General features: G+C 39.5%; 16 protein-coding genes and 1 pseudogene. 9 read left to right on the top strand and 8 right to left on the bottom strand.

Features of this window, described 5'->3' with window-relative positions:
• The first annotated feature begins 7 nt into the window (after positions 1-7).
• The 6 genes from BM257_RS12265 (at position 8) to BM257_RS12285 (ending at position 4,163) form a co-directional block, all read left to right on the top strand.
• Positions 8-436, top strand: coding sequence for a hypothetical protein (locus tag BM257_RS12265; RefSeq protein WP_092073118.1), 429 nt, complete (start codon positions 8-10; stop codon positions 434-436).
• On the top strand, positions 433-1,149 hold the full coding sequence (locus tag BM257_RS12270; RefSeq protein ID WP_092073121.1) for a DNA adenine methylase: 717 nt from the start codon (positions 433-435) through the stop codon (positions 1,147-1,149). The genes BM257_RS12265 and BM257_RS12270 overlap by 4 nt, the downstream gene beginning before the upstream one ends.
• A gap of 66 nt (positions 1,150-1,215) precedes the next feature.
• A complete protein-coding gene (locus tag BM257_RS12275) occupies positions 1,216-1,479 on the top strand; it encodes a hypothetical protein (protein ID WP_092073124.1) in 264 nt (87 codons plus the stop codon).
• The gene (locus BM257_RS12280) at positions 1,476-2,252 is read left to right on the top strand and encodes a hypothetical protein (RefSeq protein ID WP_092073127.1); all 777 of its coding nucleotides are present in this window, start codon (positions 1,476-1,478) and stop codon (positions 2,250-2,252) included. The genes BM257_RS12275 and BM257_RS12280 overlap by 4 nt, the downstream gene beginning before the upstream one ends.
• A 22-nt stretch (positions 2,253-2,274) precedes the next feature.
• A complete protein-coding gene (locus BM257_RS14930) occupies positions 2,275-2,430 on the top strand; it encodes a hypothetical protein (protein ID WP_177216111.1) in 156 nt (51 codons plus the stop codon).
• 26 nt (positions 2,431-2,456) lie between these two features.
• Positions 2,457-4,163, top strand: coding sequence for a hypothetical protein (locus tag BM257_RS12285; RefSeq protein ID WP_092073130.1), 1,707 nt, complete (start codon positions 2,457-2,459; stop codon positions 4,161-4,163).
• A gap of 197 nt (positions 4,164-4,360) precedes the next feature.
• Here the strand turns inward: BM257_RS12285 and BM257_RS12290 are convergent, their stop codons facing one another.
• The 8 genes from BM257_RS12290 to BM257_RS12325 all read right to left on the bottom strand — a co-directional run bounded on the left by BM257_RS12290 (position 4,361) and on the right by BM257_RS12325 (position 15,347).
• Positions 4,361-5,662, bottom strand: coding sequence for a Y-family DNA polymerase (locus tag BM257_RS12290; RefSeq protein WP_092073133.1), 1,302 nt, complete (start codon positions 5,660-5,662; stop codon positions 4,361-4,363).
• Positions 5,663-5,965: a hypothetical protein gene (locus tag BM257_RS12295; RefSeq protein ID WP_092073136.1), complete on the bottom strand. Its 303-nt coding sequence runs from the start codon at positions 5,963-5,965 to the stop codon at positions 5,663-5,665. It abuts the gene before it with no gap.
• Positions 5,962-6,402, bottom strand: a complete 441-nt coding sequence (locus BM257_RS12300; protein ID WP_092073139.1) for a LexA family protein — start codon at positions 6,400-6,402, stop codon at positions 5,962-5,964. Before BM257_RS12300 ends, BM257_RS12295 begins: the two co-directional genes overlap by 4 nt.
• 7 nt (positions 6,403-6,409) lie before the next feature.
• Positions 6,410-6,874 (bottom strand): hypothetical protein, encoded by a 465-nt coding sequence (locus tag BM257_RS12305; RefSeq protein ID WP_092073141.1) that lies wholly within the window; start codon positions 6,872-6,874, stop codon positions 6,410-6,412.
• Positions 6,875-6,881: 7 nt separating this feature from the next.
• Positions 6,882-8,294 (bottom strand): exodeoxyribonuclease VII large subunit, encoded by a 1,413-nt coding sequence (locus BM257_RS12310; RefSeq protein ID WP_092073144.1) that lies wholly within the window; start codon positions 8,292-8,294, stop codon positions 6,882-6,884.
• Positions 8,295-8,472: 178 nt separating this feature from the next.
• Positions 8,473-11,757 (bottom strand): Eco57I restriction-modification methylase domain-containing protein, encoded by a 3,285-nt coding sequence (locus BM257_RS12315; RefSeq protein WP_092073147.1) that lies wholly within the window; start codon positions 11,755-11,757, stop codon positions 8,473-8,475.
• A gap of 2 nt (positions 11,758-11,759) precedes the next feature.
• On the bottom strand, positions 11,760-15,143 hold the full coding sequence (locus BM257_RS12320; RefSeq protein ID WP_092073150.1) for a helicase-related protein: 3,384 nt from the start codon (positions 15,141-15,143) through the stop codon (positions 11,760-11,762).
• A gap of 3 nt (positions 15,144-15,146) precedes the next feature.
• Positions 15,147-15,347: a helix-turn-helix transcriptional regulator gene (locus BM257_RS12325; protein ID WP_092073153.1), complete on the bottom strand. Its 201-nt coding sequence runs from the start codon at positions 15,345-15,347 to the stop codon at positions 15,147-15,149.
• A 174-nt stretch (positions 15,348-15,521) separates the two neighbouring features.
• Here BM257_RS12325 and BM257_RS12330 point away from each other — a divergent pair, with 174 nt between their 5' ends.
• The 3 genes and pseudogenes from BM257_RS12330 to BM257_RS12340 all read left to right on the top strand — a co-directional run.
• Positions 15,522-17,174, top strand: coding sequence for a hypothetical protein (locus BM257_RS12330; protein ID WP_092073156.1), 1,653 nt, complete (start codon positions 15,522-15,524; stop codon positions 17,172-17,174).
• A 29-nt stretch (positions 17,175-17,203) separates the two neighbouring features.
• A complete protein-coding gene (locus BM257_RS12335) occupies positions 17,204-18,868 on the top strand; it encodes a WG repeat-containing protein (RefSeq protein WP_092073158.1) in 1,665 nt (554 codons plus the stop codon).
• A 29-nt stretch (positions 18,869-18,897) separates the two neighbouring features.
• Positions 18,898-19,824, top strand: a pseudogene (locus tag BM257_RS12340) (YifB family Mg chelatase-like AAA ATPase); the annotation flags it as partial.
• Positions 19,825-19,959 lie beyond the last annotated feature (135 nt).

Genomic DNA, 19,959 nt, shown 5'->3' on the forward strand with positions numbered 1-19,959 from the left:
AGACGAAATGAAAAAGATATGGATTCACAAGAAAGTTTATTCCCTCGATATGCCGTTAGATGACATAGAGAAGGATTTGGAAACGGAACTGCGCGACTATTTCAAAACTGAGATAGGTGTGAGTGTGAAGATGGTTGGTGATAATGTGGTTGAGGTACTTTTCCATCGGACTATGAATGTCGATGCTCACGAAGATACGATTTTAGAGCAAGATACATGGCTACTGACTGGTGAAGGACATGATAATTTTGTGCCTGCCTATAGTTCTGCAGGTTCTTTCGCACACTTCCCGAACATGGTTTATTACATTGATAAAACGGATTTTGAAGATGCGTATAAGAGAAATGCAGAGTTTTACAGTGGCTGCAAAATTAAGAAAGTTACTGTAACTGAATGGAGCACTATGCTGATCCTGAGAGTTGAATTTGAGCAATGAAGTACATGGGGAATAAGCGGAGAATTGTTAAAGAGATAATGCCGCTTATGCTTGCAGAGCTACAACCAGGTCAATGCTTTGTAGATGCTTTTTCAGGAAGCGGTACTATAACAGAAAATGTACCCCAGGATCACAGGCGCATTGCTAATGATGCGCACAGATGGCTCATTGCTATGTGGGAACGACTGACTACTACAGACTGGCAACCGCCTACGACTATTGAAAAAGAGTTGTACGATAAAGTAAAAGCATCGTGGCGTGCCGATGATGGCAAGTACGATGATGCTACTATTGGTTGGATTGGCTTTATGGCTAGTAGAAGTGGCAAATGGTGGGAGGCTGGATATAGCGGCCACAATGTTAAGGGGCGTGACTATATCGCTGAGAATATCCGAAATACCACCAAGCAAATTGAGAACCTAAAGGGCGTAGAATGGCATACTGGCAGCTATGCAGACTTAGTTATTCCCCCAAATTCGCTGATTTATTGTGACCCACCATATAGAGGCACAAGCACATACAGCGTTTCAAGGGATTTTGATTATGATGCGTTCTACAGTTGGTGTAGGACAAAATCTGCTGAAGGACATACTGTATTCGTATCTGAATACTCAATGCCCCCAGATTTTACGGAAGTGTGGCACAAGTCGATTAAGACTACACTTAACCCAACTAACACATTTTCTGTAACAGAAAAACTATATAAGATTTAATCCTGTGAGAGATTTATTTTTCAGAGCAAAACGGAAAAATAGTTCATTCACCTAAACATTACTACGATGGTACATGACATAAATGTTGAAGAAAGATTGTTCTGTGCCGATATTCAAGCACTTTGCAATTATGATGATGGATTTAATGAGGCATGGGAGAGCGGAGCCACCTATCAACTGGTGGTGAACCTCTCAGACCTCTATACTATCTGTCCGAGGAAATACCAACGGACACTAATGTATGGCCGATTGGTAAGATTTCTCAAAACGAAGAACATCACCCTAACGGTGGTATCACAGAAGAATAAACTTAAAAACGAGTTATTATGAAAGAGTATCAAGAATGGAGAGAATATTATGCCATCAAAGGGCTTGAAGTCTCTGAAAAAGGCTATGTCAGAAGATGGTATGATGACATAAGAACTATAAACGGAAAAAGTGAGTTTCCGCATAAATTGAAACCAAAGGCTGATAAGGATGGTACACTATATATCAGAATTAAAGAGGGGAAGAAAGCGGTAGATGTAATCGTCTGCACTTGTTTCTGGGGCAAACCTAAAGGGGATAAAAATTGTGTTATTCATAAGGATGGAAACCTCAGTAACAACCATAAAGATAACCTTAAATGGGCAACAATAAAAGAGCGAGAGGATTATTATAGTGATCCATCGAAATTCGTTGCTTTTGTTCCTAAACATAATGATTATAGATATGTAACGGATGGCCTATATGTCTCGAAAGATGCAAAGGTAAAACAAAACGGTAAGATACTTAATGTTTACGATAGTTCATTTGATCCAGATATGGATATTGAAGCAGCTATTGACCCTCATGTTGTGGTATATCATGGCATCTTTCCTAACAGAAGTAATACTTTAGAGAAATTAGTAACTGCTGCATATCTTCCTAAACCAAGCGGATTGAAATCTCCTGCTATACTACATATTGACAATGATTATAAGAACTGTTCACTAGATAACCTAAAATGGGTAGAGGACAACAGCGACGAATACCAAGCCTATCTCAAACAAAGAACTGCTGATATTGAGAAACGTACACAGGAACTTAACCCACACCCTGTTAAACACCTGATGATAGGATAAACCATATAAAACTTTACTTACGATGAAACAAACTATTAAGTATCTGCCAACAGGACAGACTTTCGATAATCGCAAAGAAGCGAAGATCGCATTGGGGCATAGTAATTTCAACCATGCCCTGAGAGACGGAAAGATTGTGTTTATAACAACCTATTCGCCTACGGACATTATAATTTAGTTTAACTTCAATTCATTTGCAATGCTATGATAGTAAATGCAAATTTTAGATTTCTGGTGAATATCTCACTGGAAGGGTACAAGTGTAAAACCGATGCTACGGCCTGCCTCAGTAGAGCAGGCTCAAAGGCTATCGGGATGAATAAGATGGCTTTTCAGGAAATGTATGTTACCCCGATGGAATTTCTTTCATACGCCACCAGTGGCCACACCTTTTGTAATATCTTTGAATTTGACAAAGATAGTTATTGGATAACCACAGAAAAAGGTCATTTTAAGTGTAGCCCATTCTATCACCGTGGAGCTAATAAAGGTGCAATGAAACTGAGCTTTAAGGCTGATGAATACTTCAAAGGGGCGCAGGTCGTATTTGTTGATGTTGACTATACATCGTTTACGACTATTGAAGAATATGTAGATTCTATCATGTTAAAGCCCACAGCAGTATATCCGTCCTACTCAGATAACACGGATAAGCACGGTGTTATATCGAGGCGTTTCAGATTGGTATATGTATTCTCGCATCTACTGACTCCAGATGAATTTTGCAAATTCTCTGATGCCGTCCATGAGCACGTTAAGCTATGCACAAACGAGCCAATGGATGACTATTGCGGAACAAGGCCATCACAGTACATGAATGGTGTATATGGCACAAATGAAGTTTATTGCACCAACTGTATTTATAGTGGCTATGAGTTTCCAGAGCCAATAGAAGATGATCCTGTAGTGCCGATGGTAACAAATATCGAAGCACTTGATGAAAACTTACTTGCTGACATGAACCTTATGGACTATAATGTTTTCATGCACAAGTATTCCAGACAATATAGGTATCTGTATCGCACGGAAACTGACAACTGGACTAATTCATTAAAATGCAGTGCTGAATACCAGTTGACAGACGAGAACTATTTGCAACTATGGTATTATCGGGAGCCTGTTGTGGATGGTGAGCATAGAAGAAGAAAACTATTGAAAAATGCTTGCCTGAGACGTTTAATGTTCCCTGAGATTACAGCCAATGAATTACTTTTCAATCTGTATATCGACTTGCACAGATTCTTTGATAATTCAGATGATGTTATAACTGTTGATGTCCTGAAAAGGAGGGTCAACAAAGCAATGTCAATGAGCATCGAGGAACTGAAAGAATACTGCAAATTTGAGATTGAATATTGGAACCAGGAACGACCAAAATTTATCGTTAAAACTGACTATTGCCTGGATCTCCAAAGGGCGGTTAATATCATCGGGGCAGAATTGAGATATAAAGAGCTTGACTTGATATATAACACTTCCATATCAGTTAGTGAAAACTTTGCTAGTGGGATGGGGGTTTCAAGGGCTACGCTTTATCGCTATTGTGCTGATCGAAGAATTGAAACATCGCCGAGAGATACGCCGACACAGTTTGAAATGAGGTTGGAAAATAGGAGTGCCAAACAGAAAGACATAGACCTTTTCATTGAACTATATGATGAAAAACTATCCTTGCGGAAGCTAAAAGAAAAATTGGCAAAACATGGCCTACGTCTATCTTTAACAACAATCAGAAAATGGATAAAGAAACATATCAAGCCTTCAGAAGATACCATTGGATTTGATGCGTCTGAGTTCACATTTACGCCCCTTTTCCAAAATCCAAGCAGTACCTTCGAAGACCCAGCAGACTTGCCCAATTATAATATTCCTTTCTATACACCTCCATTTCAATATGGTAGCTATCTATAATTCATTCTGTAGAGAGAGTTTCTTGTGAAATGGAAACTCTCTCACTTAGCAGATAATCATAAAGTAGTAGTTGGATAGACTACTACATATTATGTTAGAATGAGAAAATCCACCAAAAGTGTACACTTTGTGCTTAGAGTAATAGTAGCCCAATAACTGCTATTACTCTTTTCTTTTTTACGCCAAAATAGCGGTTTTCACTTCAATTTGATAATGTCCGACCACCGCGTTGTTGGGTTCGGGCTTTTATAGTCATGCTTGATAGCGTTGGCAAACACATTGGCTTTCCCCTTGCCGTCCTTTTGGGTGTACTGCTGTGATCCAAGTACAATAGTTTCGCTACCTTGCATCCTGTTTATCCTGTCTATCACTTCATCGAGCCGCTTCATCTTCTGGAACTGTTCAGCGTTGATGTCGAATAGGTCTTGTTGGATGGGGGAGTCAGCACCAACACCCATCACAATAACGCCAGCCTTTTTGTACTGGTAGCCTTGACGGTATATCTTCTTTAGCACGTCGTTGGCTGTCTCAATGATGGTGATAGTTGAGTTTGTCGGTGTGATAAGCCTTTGTTCTTGAAAGTTCCAGTATTGGGGCAAATCCTCTCTGAAATAGTTTGTATTCAGGAACACGCCAACGATAGATGCAACTGTTTTCTGCATCCTCAGTTTCTCAGCGCATCGAGCAGCATAGTTGGCTACATGGGTACGGATGGTGTCATAGTCAGTTATCATGCCATTAAATGAGCGACTGGTGCAGATACTTTTCTTTTTAGCCAGTTCCTCATTTGGCACGCAGTCATCGCCATTGAGTTCGCGCCACGTCCTGTAGATATTGATGTTGTTGAATGTGAGTTTGACCCAATCGCCATGATGTTGAGCAAAGTCATAAGCCGTCTTTACACCAAGGGCTTGAAGTTTGGCTGCATATCTTCTACCGATGCCCCACACATCTTCAATCGGATAGAGTTTTAGAGCCTTGATCCGTTTCTCGTCGGTATCTATCATGCAGCAATGCCTATATCCCTGGTACTTCTTAGCAAAGTGTGAGGCCATCTTCGCTAAAGTCTTATTTGGAGCCAGTCCGATACTGATAGGCATACCAACATACTGCTTAACCTTCTTATGCAGATTCTCTCCCCATTGCTTCAAATCCACATTTTCCATGTCATCGAGGTACACAAAGCACTCGTCAATGGAATAGCGGAAGTATGCAGGTGCTTCTTGTCTGATAATGCTAACCACACGGCCAGTAAGTTCACCGTACAATTCGTAATTTGAAGAAAATACCGCTATCTTATTATTGGGGAACTGTTGGGCTATCTGGAAATATGGTGTACCTGCCTTGATACCTAATGCTTTTGCTTCATTGCTTCGAGCCACTACACAGCCGTCATTATTGCTTAATACTATAACAGGAGTGTCGTTCAGATCAGGCCGAAAGACACGCTCGCATGAAACGTAGCAGTTATCACAATCGCAGATACCGTAGAACTTCATTTAGAAATTGATATGAGTTTCGCCAGCCCAAGTAGTATCACACGTTATGGTTATTCTTAGCGAGGCAGATTTAATGTTTGCCTGAATTTTAGGGTACAATGAATGTTCCTTAGATTCGGGGTACTCAGTAGTGTAGTCATTAACCTTTGTGGAAAACAACTTAACGCTATCTATCGTCACGGCAGGCAGGCCACAAGATTCGACATAGAAGCCTTCCATTTCAGGGTAGCCCTCGCCAATCACTTCTTTTTCACAACCAATCGCCATAAAGCAAATGGCGAATAGAAACAGTATCTTCTTCATATTTTCTCAAAGGTTCTTATCAGGTGAACAACTACGCCCCAGACTTGGAACTGTTCGGGGTCATCTATACGGAACACAGGATAATCGGGGTTAGCAGGACGCAATTCAATATATCCGTCTTTCTTATGGGTCAGATCGAGGTACTTCATTGTAAAGCCTTCACCGCCCCACCATGCAATAACTATGCTTCCATCGTGAGGTTCTACAGCCCTGTCAATAATAACACGGTCGCCGTCAAAGATACCAGCATCTTTCATACTATCCCCCTCGACATCACCATAGAAAGAAGCCTCTGGATGCCGGATATAATCACGGTTGAAGTCCAAAGTCTCATGCGTATAATCGTCCGCAGGGGAAGGAAAGCCAGCCACTACGCTAGCGTGTTCCAGTTCAAGTTTCGTGTCAAATACACCTTGTCGTATCTTTATGTTTCCCATATACTTATTATATCATAAATGATGCTTCCTCTAAATAATCAAATACCTTTGCCTTATATGCCTTATGTGACCTTGCACATAATGCGAATTTATTGCACGTTACAACCTCCACACAGAAACACCTAAGAATTTCATTCATTGGAAATTCGTGGAAAGAGCCTTTTAACAGAATTAAAGTGCCTAATGGGTCTATATAATAGTAAACCTTATCGTGTAGATTATTTGGTAAAATCCGTTTTATATCCTCTACTGGCTCTGTGTACCAACTATCCTGACTTCCTACTACATCTATAGTGTGATAAAGAACAAATGGCTCATTACGGAATTGGAATATTGTTTTCTTGAAGGTAATAATACCATCTTTGAAATATTCAAATGAAATGTTAGAAATTGGATTGTTTCTACATTTCTGCCATAGCTTGTAACCGCTATCTATTTTGACTTCTCTCGGTGGTGTATATTCAACTCTCATAATATAACTATTTGAATAATAAAACTGCGAAGAAAGCGATTGCAGCAATAATCGCTATTATCTTCCAGAGGGTGCTTCCGCTATTGGATAACGCCTCAGATAGTTGTTTCTCCAGTTGACGTGCTTTGTCCTTTGCCTCATTCAAATCTTTGTTAGCCTGAGTATTTTGTGCTGTCAGCTTCTCCATCGACTTTTGAAGTTGGCCGTTGGTTTCCTGCATCTTTTTCAGGCTTTCGTTGAACTCTTTGGACTGCTTGCTGCTTGCCTCAGTCTGTGCCTTCAGTTGGACTTGCAGCTTACCCAACTGTTCTGCATGAGCCTTTTGTGCCGTCTCGTTGGCCTTGGTTATCTCAGTGAGTTTCTTTTGTAATTCCTCATTCTGCTTGTTGGCCTTTTCGACTTGCTCTTTATGCTGCTTCTGAGTTTCCTCCTGTGTCTTTGTTAACTTGGTCAATTTCTCTTGCAGTTCCTTGTTCTGCTTTTGACCAGCCTCCAGTTGATCCTTAAACTGCTTCTTGATTTGCTCTGTCAATGCAGCACGAGATTTAGTTTTCTTCTCAGATACCGTTTCTACCATATCAGAGAAATACTGCCCCAATCCGTTAGGTGTCGGAGCCTCTTTGTCTGCAAGCTGCTTGATGAATAGCTTTTCTTCGACATGACCAATGGCAGCGATAATGGCGGTTTTCATATTGCCTACCGTCTCTAACACCTCCAATTCATCGAGCTTTTCAATACCACCGCCACCGCCTCGGATAATAGCGATAACATTATAGCCTTTGGTGTCGATGTTTTTAAGTGCCTGGCATAGTTCCTGAGAGTTTGAGAAATTAACACGGTATTCTTCAAAATCAATAGCCGCCTTAGCCGCCTGAATACCAGCGTTGAAATCTGACATGGTGATCGAGGTGGCAGCAAATACCAATGCTACCTTGGGGCGTTGGTCGATGAATAGTAGTTGCTCCAAAATGGAATCCACGTTCTTGAAGCCTTTTGTGGACTTCTGACGGCGTAGTTCCATCCGCTTAATCTCGTTTTCATCTATAGCCTGTTCCTGAACTACCTCAACACGGCTAACCACAAGCATCAACTGGATATGACTATTATTCTGAACACGCCTACCCAGCACACCGCCAACAGTTACCAAATTACCATCTTTCAAGTCCTCACAGAGTTTGTAAGGTATCTGAAGGGTTATCTCTGTTTGGGTGTTTTCATCACGGAGAATGTCATATCTGGATGACCACCTTGTATCATGCTTCGGGTTCTTCAAATATATACCCTGAAGGAATATGAGTTGTTTGTTCATGTCCTGTTGTGAGAGATAGGACGTGAACATTCCAAGCAGTTCTGATGGCTTATAGTATTTGACTACTTGCCCTGCCTGTTGTTGCGATATGTATTGAGCATTATCTTGCATACTTCTTTCTTTTCTTAAACCGCACGGTCTTCGCAGATGGTGCGGTGACATTGTGGGTAAATATAGTATCTAATTCCTAGAGGCTCCAAATAGTCCAGCCAAAACAATGACACGAACCTCGGAGAAGGAATACGCCTCAGTGGGTTGGCTTCGCAGATTTCCCACTGGCTCTATTATTTTATTCCTCACTAAGTTCATCACCCATTCGGTACTTAATATCGTAATTGATAATGAAATCTAATTCTTCATCCGTGAAACCATAATATCCAGATAGGACTTTATCTATTTCATCAATTATAGACTTTGAATACTTAATGAAGAAATGCTGTTTCTGCATAGTAAACACTCGCCCTTTTTTTGAATAATTTCTCTCTTTAACATGACTGTGTTTTTGGTAGTCTTCTTGAAGCCGTGCTCCAAGATTTGCTAAAGATTCTCTTTCATCTGCTGTCAATGATGAGAAATCAAATGGAATATTGAAATCTCGACTATTTACCACCTGACAACTAGACCAAATTATATAATTCAAAAAGAATAGGTTCGACGAAAGAATTGCTATTGCAGCGTTACGTTTTGCAAGGCTATCAAAACCCAATGGTTTCATTTCGCCTGTTGTTTTATGTACCCCATCTTCTTCAAAGATAGGTTCTCTATCTAATATCTTGAACCAATATTGAACAGCCCTAAAGTAGAATAATTTGTGGTTCGATGTTTCTACGAAAGATTCTGGCAAGATATGATTTCCAGCCTTTGCCTTCATATCCTTCAGAATAGAAACTACAAAGTCCGAGGGCAATTTGGGAATAGAACCATCTATTTTGGTCGTTGTGGCTTCTGTATATTTGATACATTTGAATAAGCTGCTTCTATATTCATTATACCACTTATGATAAATGGTAGAATATATTTTAGATTTGTTAGAATGGCATCTTAAAATAATCGCTAAGAGCATATCTGCCCCCTCAAATAGTTTTGACGGTCTCCATGAGTAATTACTTATCCATGTGTTACTATTTTGAGTGATTATTTTTTGTAAAGGCAACATTTTGTTTGCTGAGATACTACTATTTGGTACTATCATACCAAATCGTCCATTGATATTCAATATATTTTGACTTCTCTCAACACAATAAGCATACAAATTTGCGCAATCTTTTGTTTTGTAGTCTGCACTAACACGGTACTGTGATTTTGATTCAGTATAGACCACATAAGGAGGATTACCTATTATTATATCAAAACCTCCATCATTTATTATTTCATAAAATTCAGCAAGCCAATGGAAAGGTTGATGGGTGCGAAGCCATTCATCATAATTTGTTCCATTTGCCAAAGATGAACACATCTGATGATTTAACAAATCATTCAATGATGTAAGGCTTTCTTTCAACTCCTTTTTTGCCAATTTGAAGGTTGCCAAATCTTCTGTTTGCCGCAACTGAGTTTCTTTGAACTTATCAAAAACCTGCGCCACGAAGCCCATCTCCTTACGAACCTTTTCCTTGAACTCGGCAATAGCAAACATATCACCTTCGAACAAATCTTTTTCAAGTTCATTTTCTGTTGCATAGCCGACCAAAGTATTGCCACATCGAATATTAAAATCAATATCAGGCAAAGGATCTAAGCCTAAATTTTTATCTCTCTTATCTACCTCAACTACTGCGACCATCTTTAGGAATAGTCTTAGTTTTGCAATTTCTATTGCTTCAACCATAATATCTACTCCGTAAAGATTTCTAAGAATTATACTTTTATAAATAAAATATTGAATATTAGAACGATATTTGTTCTCAATTTCTTTAAGTTGTCTGACGAACAAACAGTTATCTTTTTCATTAAACTCTTGCATCCGTGAGATACAAATCTCATAGAGAGGTTCAAGAATATTGAGGGCTGCAAACAGGAAAGCACCAGAACCACACGTCGGATCAAGAATCGTAATTGATTGAAGTTCATCATATAACAATTCTATAAATCTTGAATCCTGAGTTTTTGTCAAATAATCAAGAAGGAACTGGCGAATATCCAAGTTGTAAGTAACAAAATCGTCTATTTCTGTTAATTCTCCATTATTTATCTTTGACCTTGTGCTTTTGTAGTATTCTATTCGGCCTATCGTCTCACGCCATATCTCAGTAGGTAAAGCATAGGCTTCAGGAGTTTTGTCATTCCAACATTTACGACGCTCTATTAACTGTGGCGTTGTTGTATCAAATCCGTCTGCTACATCATTGGGGATTGGCAAATTTGCTCCTTTCTTTACGGAATCAAATATATATTTGTCATCGCTATTTTTTAGGTATTGCCAAAACTCATTAGTAGGAGTGAAATAACTGGAGTCTTTTTGCTTTACTGAGTTTAGAAGGTATGGAATAATTGTATTACGTCCAATATATTCAGTAATATCTTCCTTTGTATAGTAGGCTCCCATTTCAGCGCGATCATTTATATATTGCTCAAAAATGTAACCAAGGACATCAGGATTTATGTCTTTTCCTGTAGCTGTCATCCTATCATCCAAATGCCAGTGCCATTTATCAAAGAAATCAAAAAGACTTATAAATGCTTCATCAGCTATATCATGTCCTTTATACTCATTTTCTAATTGGTGTATGTCAAACATACCTCCATTCAAGTATGGAATACGCCCATAGGTCTCTTCAAACTTTGCATCATGTTCAGGTGCATTTAATCCATCATGGAATAGGTTTACAAGAAAACCTTTATAGAATGTACTAAAAAAGCGGTTTTCACCTTGTTCTTGTTGAGTCCATTCTAATTTATGCCTTAAATAATCAACGTCACCATTTAAGAATCCTTTTTTCTGAATAAAATAGCAGAACATCAGTCGATTTAGCATGACAGATGTGTACCATTGTTTTTTCTTATTATCATCGTCTGCTATTTCATCATCAATGCCTGATATAAACTTCACGAAATTAGTATGTTCCTTTTTGAAACCAGCGTAAAAGTCTTTTGTTACTTTTTCTGAATTGACGATAAAAGCATTTTGTACGCGGTCGATAACATCAATAATTGTCGGTTGAGCATCGAATGAGAAAGACAACCCCTCCATCTTCTCGAATAAGAAGCTGGCTTTGTCTATAGTATCATATTCCACCAGTACCAGGTCACGTTTTTCTACCTTCTTTACTGGAGTTACCCATAGATGATGCAATGTGTTCGGCACGCTGAAAATACAGATGTAGTGCTCCGCATTTTTGCGTAGTTTAGTATCTAATTTCTTGCAAATTGAAGATGATGGGATTTCGTCTGTCTGACATTGTAGTATCTGAAATCCTCTACAATCGGCAATCTGCTCAATAGAATACACTTTTTCATCGATGGTATATTCTGGCAACAATGTAGCACCAGAAGGATTGTTCCATCCCATTTCAGAGATAAACAACTCACGGAAATTAGATTCCGATAAAAAGTTACTGAAGGTTCTCTTATTCATAGTTATTCAGCTTTTAATCCCATCGAGCAAATGATGGTTGGGTCTTTATGTTTATTCTTATCTTCATCAATACGACACAGATTACCATTTTCGTACATTTCTATAATCGTATCTACTATATCATCATGCGAAGTGTTATTTGAGCGCATCATGCGGCCAATGATAAATTTCGAGTTTTCCAATAGCGGATAATTGTAGATTTGATCGATGGCAAACTTTAGCAGTGCTTTCTTGTCCTGAGTATAGAACAAGTCCAATGGCTTCTCATAATAGTGGTTTAGCAAGTCGTATATCTTACGTTTGGTGCTAAAGCGACTACCAAGTATGCCCCCGACATTTGTATTTTCATTCTTAATACCTTTTACCGCCTTGTCAACTAGTTCAAGATGGTTTTCTTGTGGTTCAAGGCAAGGCTCGTTAATCGGACACGCCAACGCCTGAAGGATTCTTTTCTGTGATTGACTGACGATTTCACCTTTAGAGTTATACCATGTCAATACGTCAAAGTCATTGTAGGTACGAGCATAGGTAATAACTCCATCTTCAAGCGTACTTGTGGCTTTCTTTGTAGAATAAACGATATTGCTTAACTCAGGAATGATACGTTTTAACTCAGGGTTGGCATCAGTAGCGTTTTTCCAAATTTGGTATGCTTGTGATCCCAAGTCAACATCAACGTCATCTTCATCTTCATCTAAGCTGCCGCTTTTCTCATTATACATATCGCGTAAGTTCTGCTCATTACCTTCAAAGAAGATTTCGTCACTACCTACAATGTTCGCATTTTCATTTATACGAGCATTTAAGCGCGTGCGCAACCTGATAATTTCTTCCACTTTGTCAGCAGGGAAGAAAGAATAGCAGAATATCTGTTCGGAACTCTGATCAATACGGTCAACACGGCCTGCACGCTGAATCAGGCGAATGATAGCCCAAGGTAAATCGTAATTTACGATAACATGGGAATCCTGCAGGTTTTGTCCTTCACTGAGTACATCGGTTGCTATCAGCACCCTAATTTCATTTTCTGCCGCCACATCTGCCTTATTGCTCAATGGCGAGAATCTTTCCACAATAGCGGTTGGATTCTGTGTGTTACCAGTCGCTTTTCCAATTTGCTTAACACCTCTTTTCTTCAACTGGTAATAAATATAGTTGGCTGTGTCTGAATACTGAGTGAATACAATGATTTTCTCATTTTCGTGTTTCTGCTGCAATAGTTCTTCCAGTTCATTTAGCTTTTGGTCTGTATTGGGGTTCCAATCCTCACACAGATTTATCATTGCTATTAACTGTTCGCAATCCTTCTTCAACTGTTGTTTGAGTGTGCGCTTGAAATACTTAGATTCAATCCATTGCACGTTATTCTTACCAATAAGCCCATTATAATACTCAGCAGCTTTCTTCATATAGACTTCCATTTCATTAGGAATCTTTATGAGGTTGTCACCAGAGGCTTTTTCTTCTTCATCATCGTCATTTGAGAAGATGTCGTTAATATCGGCATCGTCTATAAAATCTTCGGGGAAGGTATTTTCATCACTGATAGGCAACTTTAACTTGTTATCTATAGCGTAGATAAATACGGCATTTCTCAAAATATGACGGAATAGCGTTAGCAAGAAAGAAAAACCGCTACTGTCTATGCGCTTAAAGAAGGTACTCTTACAGAATCCCATCATTCGGACACCAGCGCGAGATAAGTTCTCAATCAATGCCTTTTCAAAGGCAGAGGCTTCTTCCGCTTTGCTTTCATCCAAATAGTTGATAAGTCCGTAGCGTGGAAGTTTCAAACTTTCCATAAGACCAATCATTTCAGTGGAGTATAGACGGCTATATTGATCGCCTTTCTCAGTCTTAAATTTAATTGCTTTCGGCACGCGGTCTGGGAAATATGACTTGTGGCCATCTCTAAATTCAAGATATTTTCTTCCGTTCTTTGGATCAGTCTTAGCATAATTTTCTTTTATGAATGTTCTTGTACGGCGAACCAGGAATAGCTTCATCAACTCCTGCCAGTCTTCTTGACATTCGCTTCTTTCAAATGCTTTGATGCTACGGATGAAATCTTCATGCTTTTCTGCAAATTTGCGCTCACCGCCAATCTCACGGATATACGCCTCTGGCCTTATTCCTAAATCGGCATCGTCATCAAGGAACAAACGTAACTGGCTACTCAGGTCTTTATACTGTTTGTTGTAGGGTGTAGCCGTTAGTAAAAGCACCTTGCAGTCTTGTTTGTCTATAAGTTCTTTGATGTTATGGTATCTTGTTCCCTGACTGTTGCGCAAATTGTGGCTTTCATCGACAATGATAAGTTTATAATAACGAGCATTATCAACGTCAATAGGTTTAGCCATTGACATAATATCTGCTTTCAGGTCATATTCCTTTCTATATTTTGCCCACATATCTTGAAGATTAGCAGGGCATATTATCAGCGTGTTACTTCCAAAAGTGTTTTCATACATCTTTGCTATAGCGCACGCGGTAATTGTTTTTCCCAATCCCACAACGTCACCAATCATAGCACCACCTCGCTTTTCATTATTCAAATGACGGGCTGCTATCTTAACCGCTGTTTGCTGGAACTCAAATAACGAACTTCTAAATTCTGGTGGGATAGTGAACTCTTTAACACCTGAACGTGCTTCTTCGCTCAGATGATAAGCTGTTTTAAGATATATGTAATATGGTGGTATATCCCTTTCTCCTGCCCAACTGTTATCTATAATTTCTATCAGTTCCTTGCTTATATCGAGGCAGAATTTGTCCTCCCAACGTTCATCAAACCATCTGGATAGTTTTGCTGCACTATCGCTGTCGGCAAACTCAGCATTTAACTCCCCTTGTTTTGTTAAACCTGAATAGGTTAAATTGCTACTACCCATAATGGCCTGAATCTTATTGAAGTTGTCATCAGGGCGATGTGCAAGATATAGTTTTGCGTGCAGAGGCTCACGAAGATATAATTTAACGCAGACTTTTTCATCTTTCAACTGTGCAGAAAGACGGCGCAAAGTAAATTCATCTTGCTTTGTCGGGAGTCCAATAAGCAGTTGTCGTTTGAAGTCTCGCGCAATTTCCAACTTGCATTGACTAACGAAATTTGCATCAGGCAATGTTTTTTCCATATACAGTTGTCTGATCAATTCCTCTGCTGGGCGGTGCATACCTATAAGCAGTCTGCATTTACGGAATACTCGTTTATCATTCTCATAAACGAAATCACCAGTCAGATTATCGACCTGTTCCACAACCAGGTTCCAACCACGAAGATTGAAATATCCAACACAGAAGTCAACTCGCTTAACACCTACGTTAGTAATAATACCCTGTAGCCCTTCTGTAAATTTGGTTTCTATGTTATCGTAAATCCTTGCCATAGGTCACTCGGTTATTAGTTCTCTTTTCTCACACCCTAACAGTTCCGCTATTCGCGCCAACGTCTGAAGGTCTGGTTGTGATGTATTGGTACACCATTTGCTGACTGTTGCAGGGGTAACGCCAAGTTGTTCTGACAGCCACTTACTCGTTCTCTGCTTCTCCACAAGAACGACTTTTACCCGATTAAGAGGATTATTGTTCATATTTGAAAAATTATATTTGAACGCAAAGAAAGCAAATTTTTACGATATAACCGCACATTTCTTCTTAAAACATATTAAATTGGGGCAAGAAAGGCATTTTTTATATGTTTTGATACCTGATAATTCAAATTTTCTCATTATTTTTGCCGAACAATTAACAAAGTTCATTGCGCGATGAAGATACAAGACTGCAATCTGAAAGCATACGCAGATCAGCTTCAAAGCATCCCCCTTAATAGGGTAGGCATTGACAGACTGATCCAAGTAGCATCATGTCCTGACGGTAAACTCGTTGAGGACGTGCAGCCAATCTTCGGTGCATTTTGTGAGTTCGTTACGTTCAATGAGTGTATTAGGCGACCATTCTTTGAGATTCTTAGCACCACTCTGAATAATAAGATTGGCAGTCTGTTTTCACTGCTATTAGCAAGCAACAAGCCTTCAATCTCTTTGACCTATGAAGAAGCATTTGAGTTCTTCATGCTTATAGGCAAAAAGCAGGTGCGTGACATACTCGATTCTTACAAATGCAACTCTTTCACATATAATGGAGTCCTCGATGCCATTGCTAAAAAGGACTATGCAGCGTTCTTGTCAGCATTAGGCAGCACGGACTTTCACGATATGATGGCGACCCTTTGGCAACTGCGCTATATCTTATTAGGTATCAAGTCATCTGGTCGTAATAATAGCAAAGGTAGATTAGAGAATTACAACCTGTGGATTACAGGTGCAGACTTCTCAGCGTATTTCAGAGCGTTCACCTCTGTTTATGAAGATAAGTTTGTTGAGAACCGTGTGAAGTCCTATATCTCTCACAGTCTTGTAGAGAAACCACGCCGTCAACGAATAACCAGGGAACTTAACGATGACGAACTACAACAGTTATATTCCGCTACGACAATAGCCGATGGTCGTTACTATTCTGAATGGATTGATAAGTTCACGAAGATGTCATTTGACCAGTCGGGCATTGCTACATATCTCGACAGTATCACTAATTGGGATAGCGAAATTATAGCTGATGGCGAAGTGATTGCACACCTTATTATAAAAATGGCGGTTAATGGCCATAAGTCTGAGTTAATCCAGCACTTCCAACTCGACCCGATTAAGTGTAAAGAAGGTGATGGTGATTGGGATGAATATTACTGTGACTATCATAACACCGACAAGCTGGGAGATTACATTATTATCTATACAGCAAAAATGCTCTCCATATATAATAATGTAAAGAATGTGCTGAGTGATGAGGAAAGGTGTGTTTTAGAATGGCTCATAGGATGCTCACGATATACCAACTTCTTTATGAATGGTACATCTGAGGCTGAAATTGTGCCTGCCGTCGAATCGCCAATAGTTGAAGATACTACAGATACACGACCCCTGACACCTCCAGATATTCAGAATAGAAAGAGATTAAGGAATGACCTCCTAATCAACAGGACTTGTGAGTATCTGCAAAGTTGGTTCAAATGTGCAAACATCAAAGACATTAAGTTTGTGTTCTTCGGGATAGGCGAGCGACCATCAAAGAGTTTGGAGCTTACCACTCAAAAGAGCAATTTGTGTATGTTCATATCATACCTTATCGGTAAAAAGAACATTCAAAAGGAAACTTGGATTCATTTTGCATTTTGTATTAACTTTAGAGGGAAACCTGTATTCCCAACAGATCCAGACGATAAGGCATGGGTAAGCAATCCACCTTCAGGACTGGCTAAAGCTAAAGACAAAGAGGAATACGAGAATAGCGGTTTTAGATTGATTTTAGAAAATTCGCTCAATCGTAAATTGACAAAAGAGGAACAGGAGGACGTAAAATGAGAATGGCTAATAACTGTTGAATATTCAATATGAACAATAATATGGAGCTTTTGTATGTTGTTTCGCGTAATGGCAAACTCGGTTTTATCGATTATAAAGGAGACCCTGTAATAGGATATGAATTTACGGGTCTTATTGGCGGTTTTGGTAATCCTAACGGTTTGCTTATAGTAACCCAAGGAGAAAAGTGCGGGTTGATTAACTCTAAAGGGTTAATTGCTCCCTGTGTCTATGACGCAATAGACTCACTAGTTACGGATGGATGTGTAACCGTTACTAAGGACAACAAAAAAGGTCTTATAGGAATAGATGGTTCCATTAGAGTTCCTTGTGACTATGAATATATAGGCTACGGCGATTATACGGATTTCATTCGTGTTAAACGTGATGGGAAATGGGGATTTGTTGATAAGTCGGGTGAGGAAGTTATACCTTGCATTTATGATGAAGTTAATGATTTTGCAGAAGGAATAGATGTGACATTCGCAAAGGCTGATAACAAATATGCTATAATAAATAAACAAGGAATACTTTTGACCCCTTTTTGTTATTCTGACACTAAAGGATTCAGTGATAATATTCCTGTCGCTCCTGTTGCTCTTGATGGTAAATATGGTTGTATTGATACCAAAGGTAATCCCGTAGTTCCTTTTGTGTATTCTGGGATGTATGGGTTTAAGAATGGCTTATGCTGTGTTTGCATGGGCGAGAAATGGGGTTTTATAGACCCTAAAGGCCGTCTCGTAATACCCTGTATTTATGATGGTTTTTCCTATTTTGATTCGGATGGTATAGCGGTGCTATCAAAGGAAAAAGAAATATGTATAGTAAATAAAAGGAACAAGATAATCTCTGGCGTATTGCAGTTTTATGAAGATTATACTGCACTTAATGAGGACTGGCCTTCTTATTTTCGTGAGGGATTAGGGAAAATAAAAATAAATGGAAAATACGGCTTTGTTGATACAGACGGAAATAATATCATACCGTGTAAATTTGATGAAGTCGGAGAGTTCAGATATGGTTTTGTTAAAGCAAGAATAGGCGAGAAATGGGGATTTGTTGATAAAACAGGTAACGATCTTACAGCATTTGATTATGATAAAGTAGAAAGTTTCAGCCAGTCTTATGCCATTGTTAAGAAATACCATCCTATTACAAGAATATTGTCTAGCGGACTTATTGATAAGCATGGTAATGAAATTGTGCCATGTGAATATAGTTATGTGACAGTAACAAATAGTCATCTTGAACCACAGGATAACGGTCTTAGAGGAATTGCTGACTTAAAAGGCAATATGATTTCTCCATGTATATACTCCAGCATAAAAGTAATGAATGACAATTATTATATCATAGGGACAAATAAGAAATATGGTGTAATCGATCTGTCTGGAGCAACAGTATTACCTTTTATGTATGACGAAATTGCTGACGAATACAATGGTCTATTCGTGGTCAAATTAGAGAATAAATATGGTGTCGTTGATTCCCAAAATGAAATAATAATCCCATTTAGCGAAGATACTGCACCCCAAATATCTAATGGCTATATTATGGTTGGTTCAGGAAATGGTATGAACCATTTAGTTGATATGAACAATAGTCCACAGTCACAGGACTTTAGGTTATTTGGTTTTGTGAAACTTGGAGATTATACCTCATTTACGAGATTTAAAAAGGAGAGCAAATGAGACGTAGCAGGTTAAGAACCCGTAAAATTGGTTATAATTTAATCATGATAGGACCACCTGGAAGTGGAAAATCAATGTTGGCAAAACGATTGCCGGGTATCTTGCCACCATTGTCACTGAGCGAAAGCTTGGAGACGACACAGATACATAGTGTGGCAGGGAAGTTACCTCGGGATACGAGTCTTATTTCACAACGTCCCTTCCGGGCTCCACATCATACTATCTCACAAGTAGCCCTCGTGGGTGGTGGCAACAATCCGCAACCTGGCGAGATCAGTCTGGCACACAATGGCGTTCTTTTCCTGGATGAGATGCCTGAGTTGTCACGCTCCGTCCTTGAGGTGCTCCGCCAGCCGTTGGAAGACCGTAGGATAACGATATCCCGTGCTAAGTACAGCGTGGAATATCCATGCTCTTTCATGCTTGTTGCCTCCATGAATCCTTGTCCCTGTGGTTACTATGGTGACCCCACCCACAACTGTGCCTGTACCCCAGGTCAGATACAACGGTATATGAACAAAATCTCCGGTCCCCTGCTTGACCGCATCGACATTCATTGTGAGATACAGGCAGTTCCCTTTGCGCAACTTTCGCAGATGCAGCCTGGTGAACCAAGTCAGATGATTCGTGAGCGTGTCATGAAGGCTCGCCAGATCCAGACGGAGCGTTTTAGCTCCCTCCCAAAACAGGTCGGGGCGGTGAAGGTCTATTGCAACGCACAGATGACTGAACGTATGCTCCATGAGTTCGCAGAGCCTGATGCTGCCTCTATGGATATGCTACGCATGGCGATGGAGCGTCTTAAACTCTCAGCTCGTGCTTACAGCCGTATTCTGAAAGTCGCCCGTACCATTGCCGATCTTGAAGGCTCCGAGAAAGTGCTGTCGCAACATATTGCCGAAGCCATCGGCTACAGAAGCTTAGACAGAGGTGACTGGGCAGAGAGAGGAGTATAAAAAGTATCATTATTGTACTGTTTTTCATGAAGAAATAAAACGACAGACATAGATAGTGAATAATTACAAAACTGCAACATTGTGAACTGATTCCTTTGTTATGCCGAATATTATTACTACCTTTGCATCATAGAT

Source organism: Prevotella sp. tf2-5 (assembly GCF_900115435.1).
Taxonomy (GTDB): Bacteria; Bacteroidota; Bacteroidia; order Bacteroidales; family Bacteroidaceae; genus Prevotella.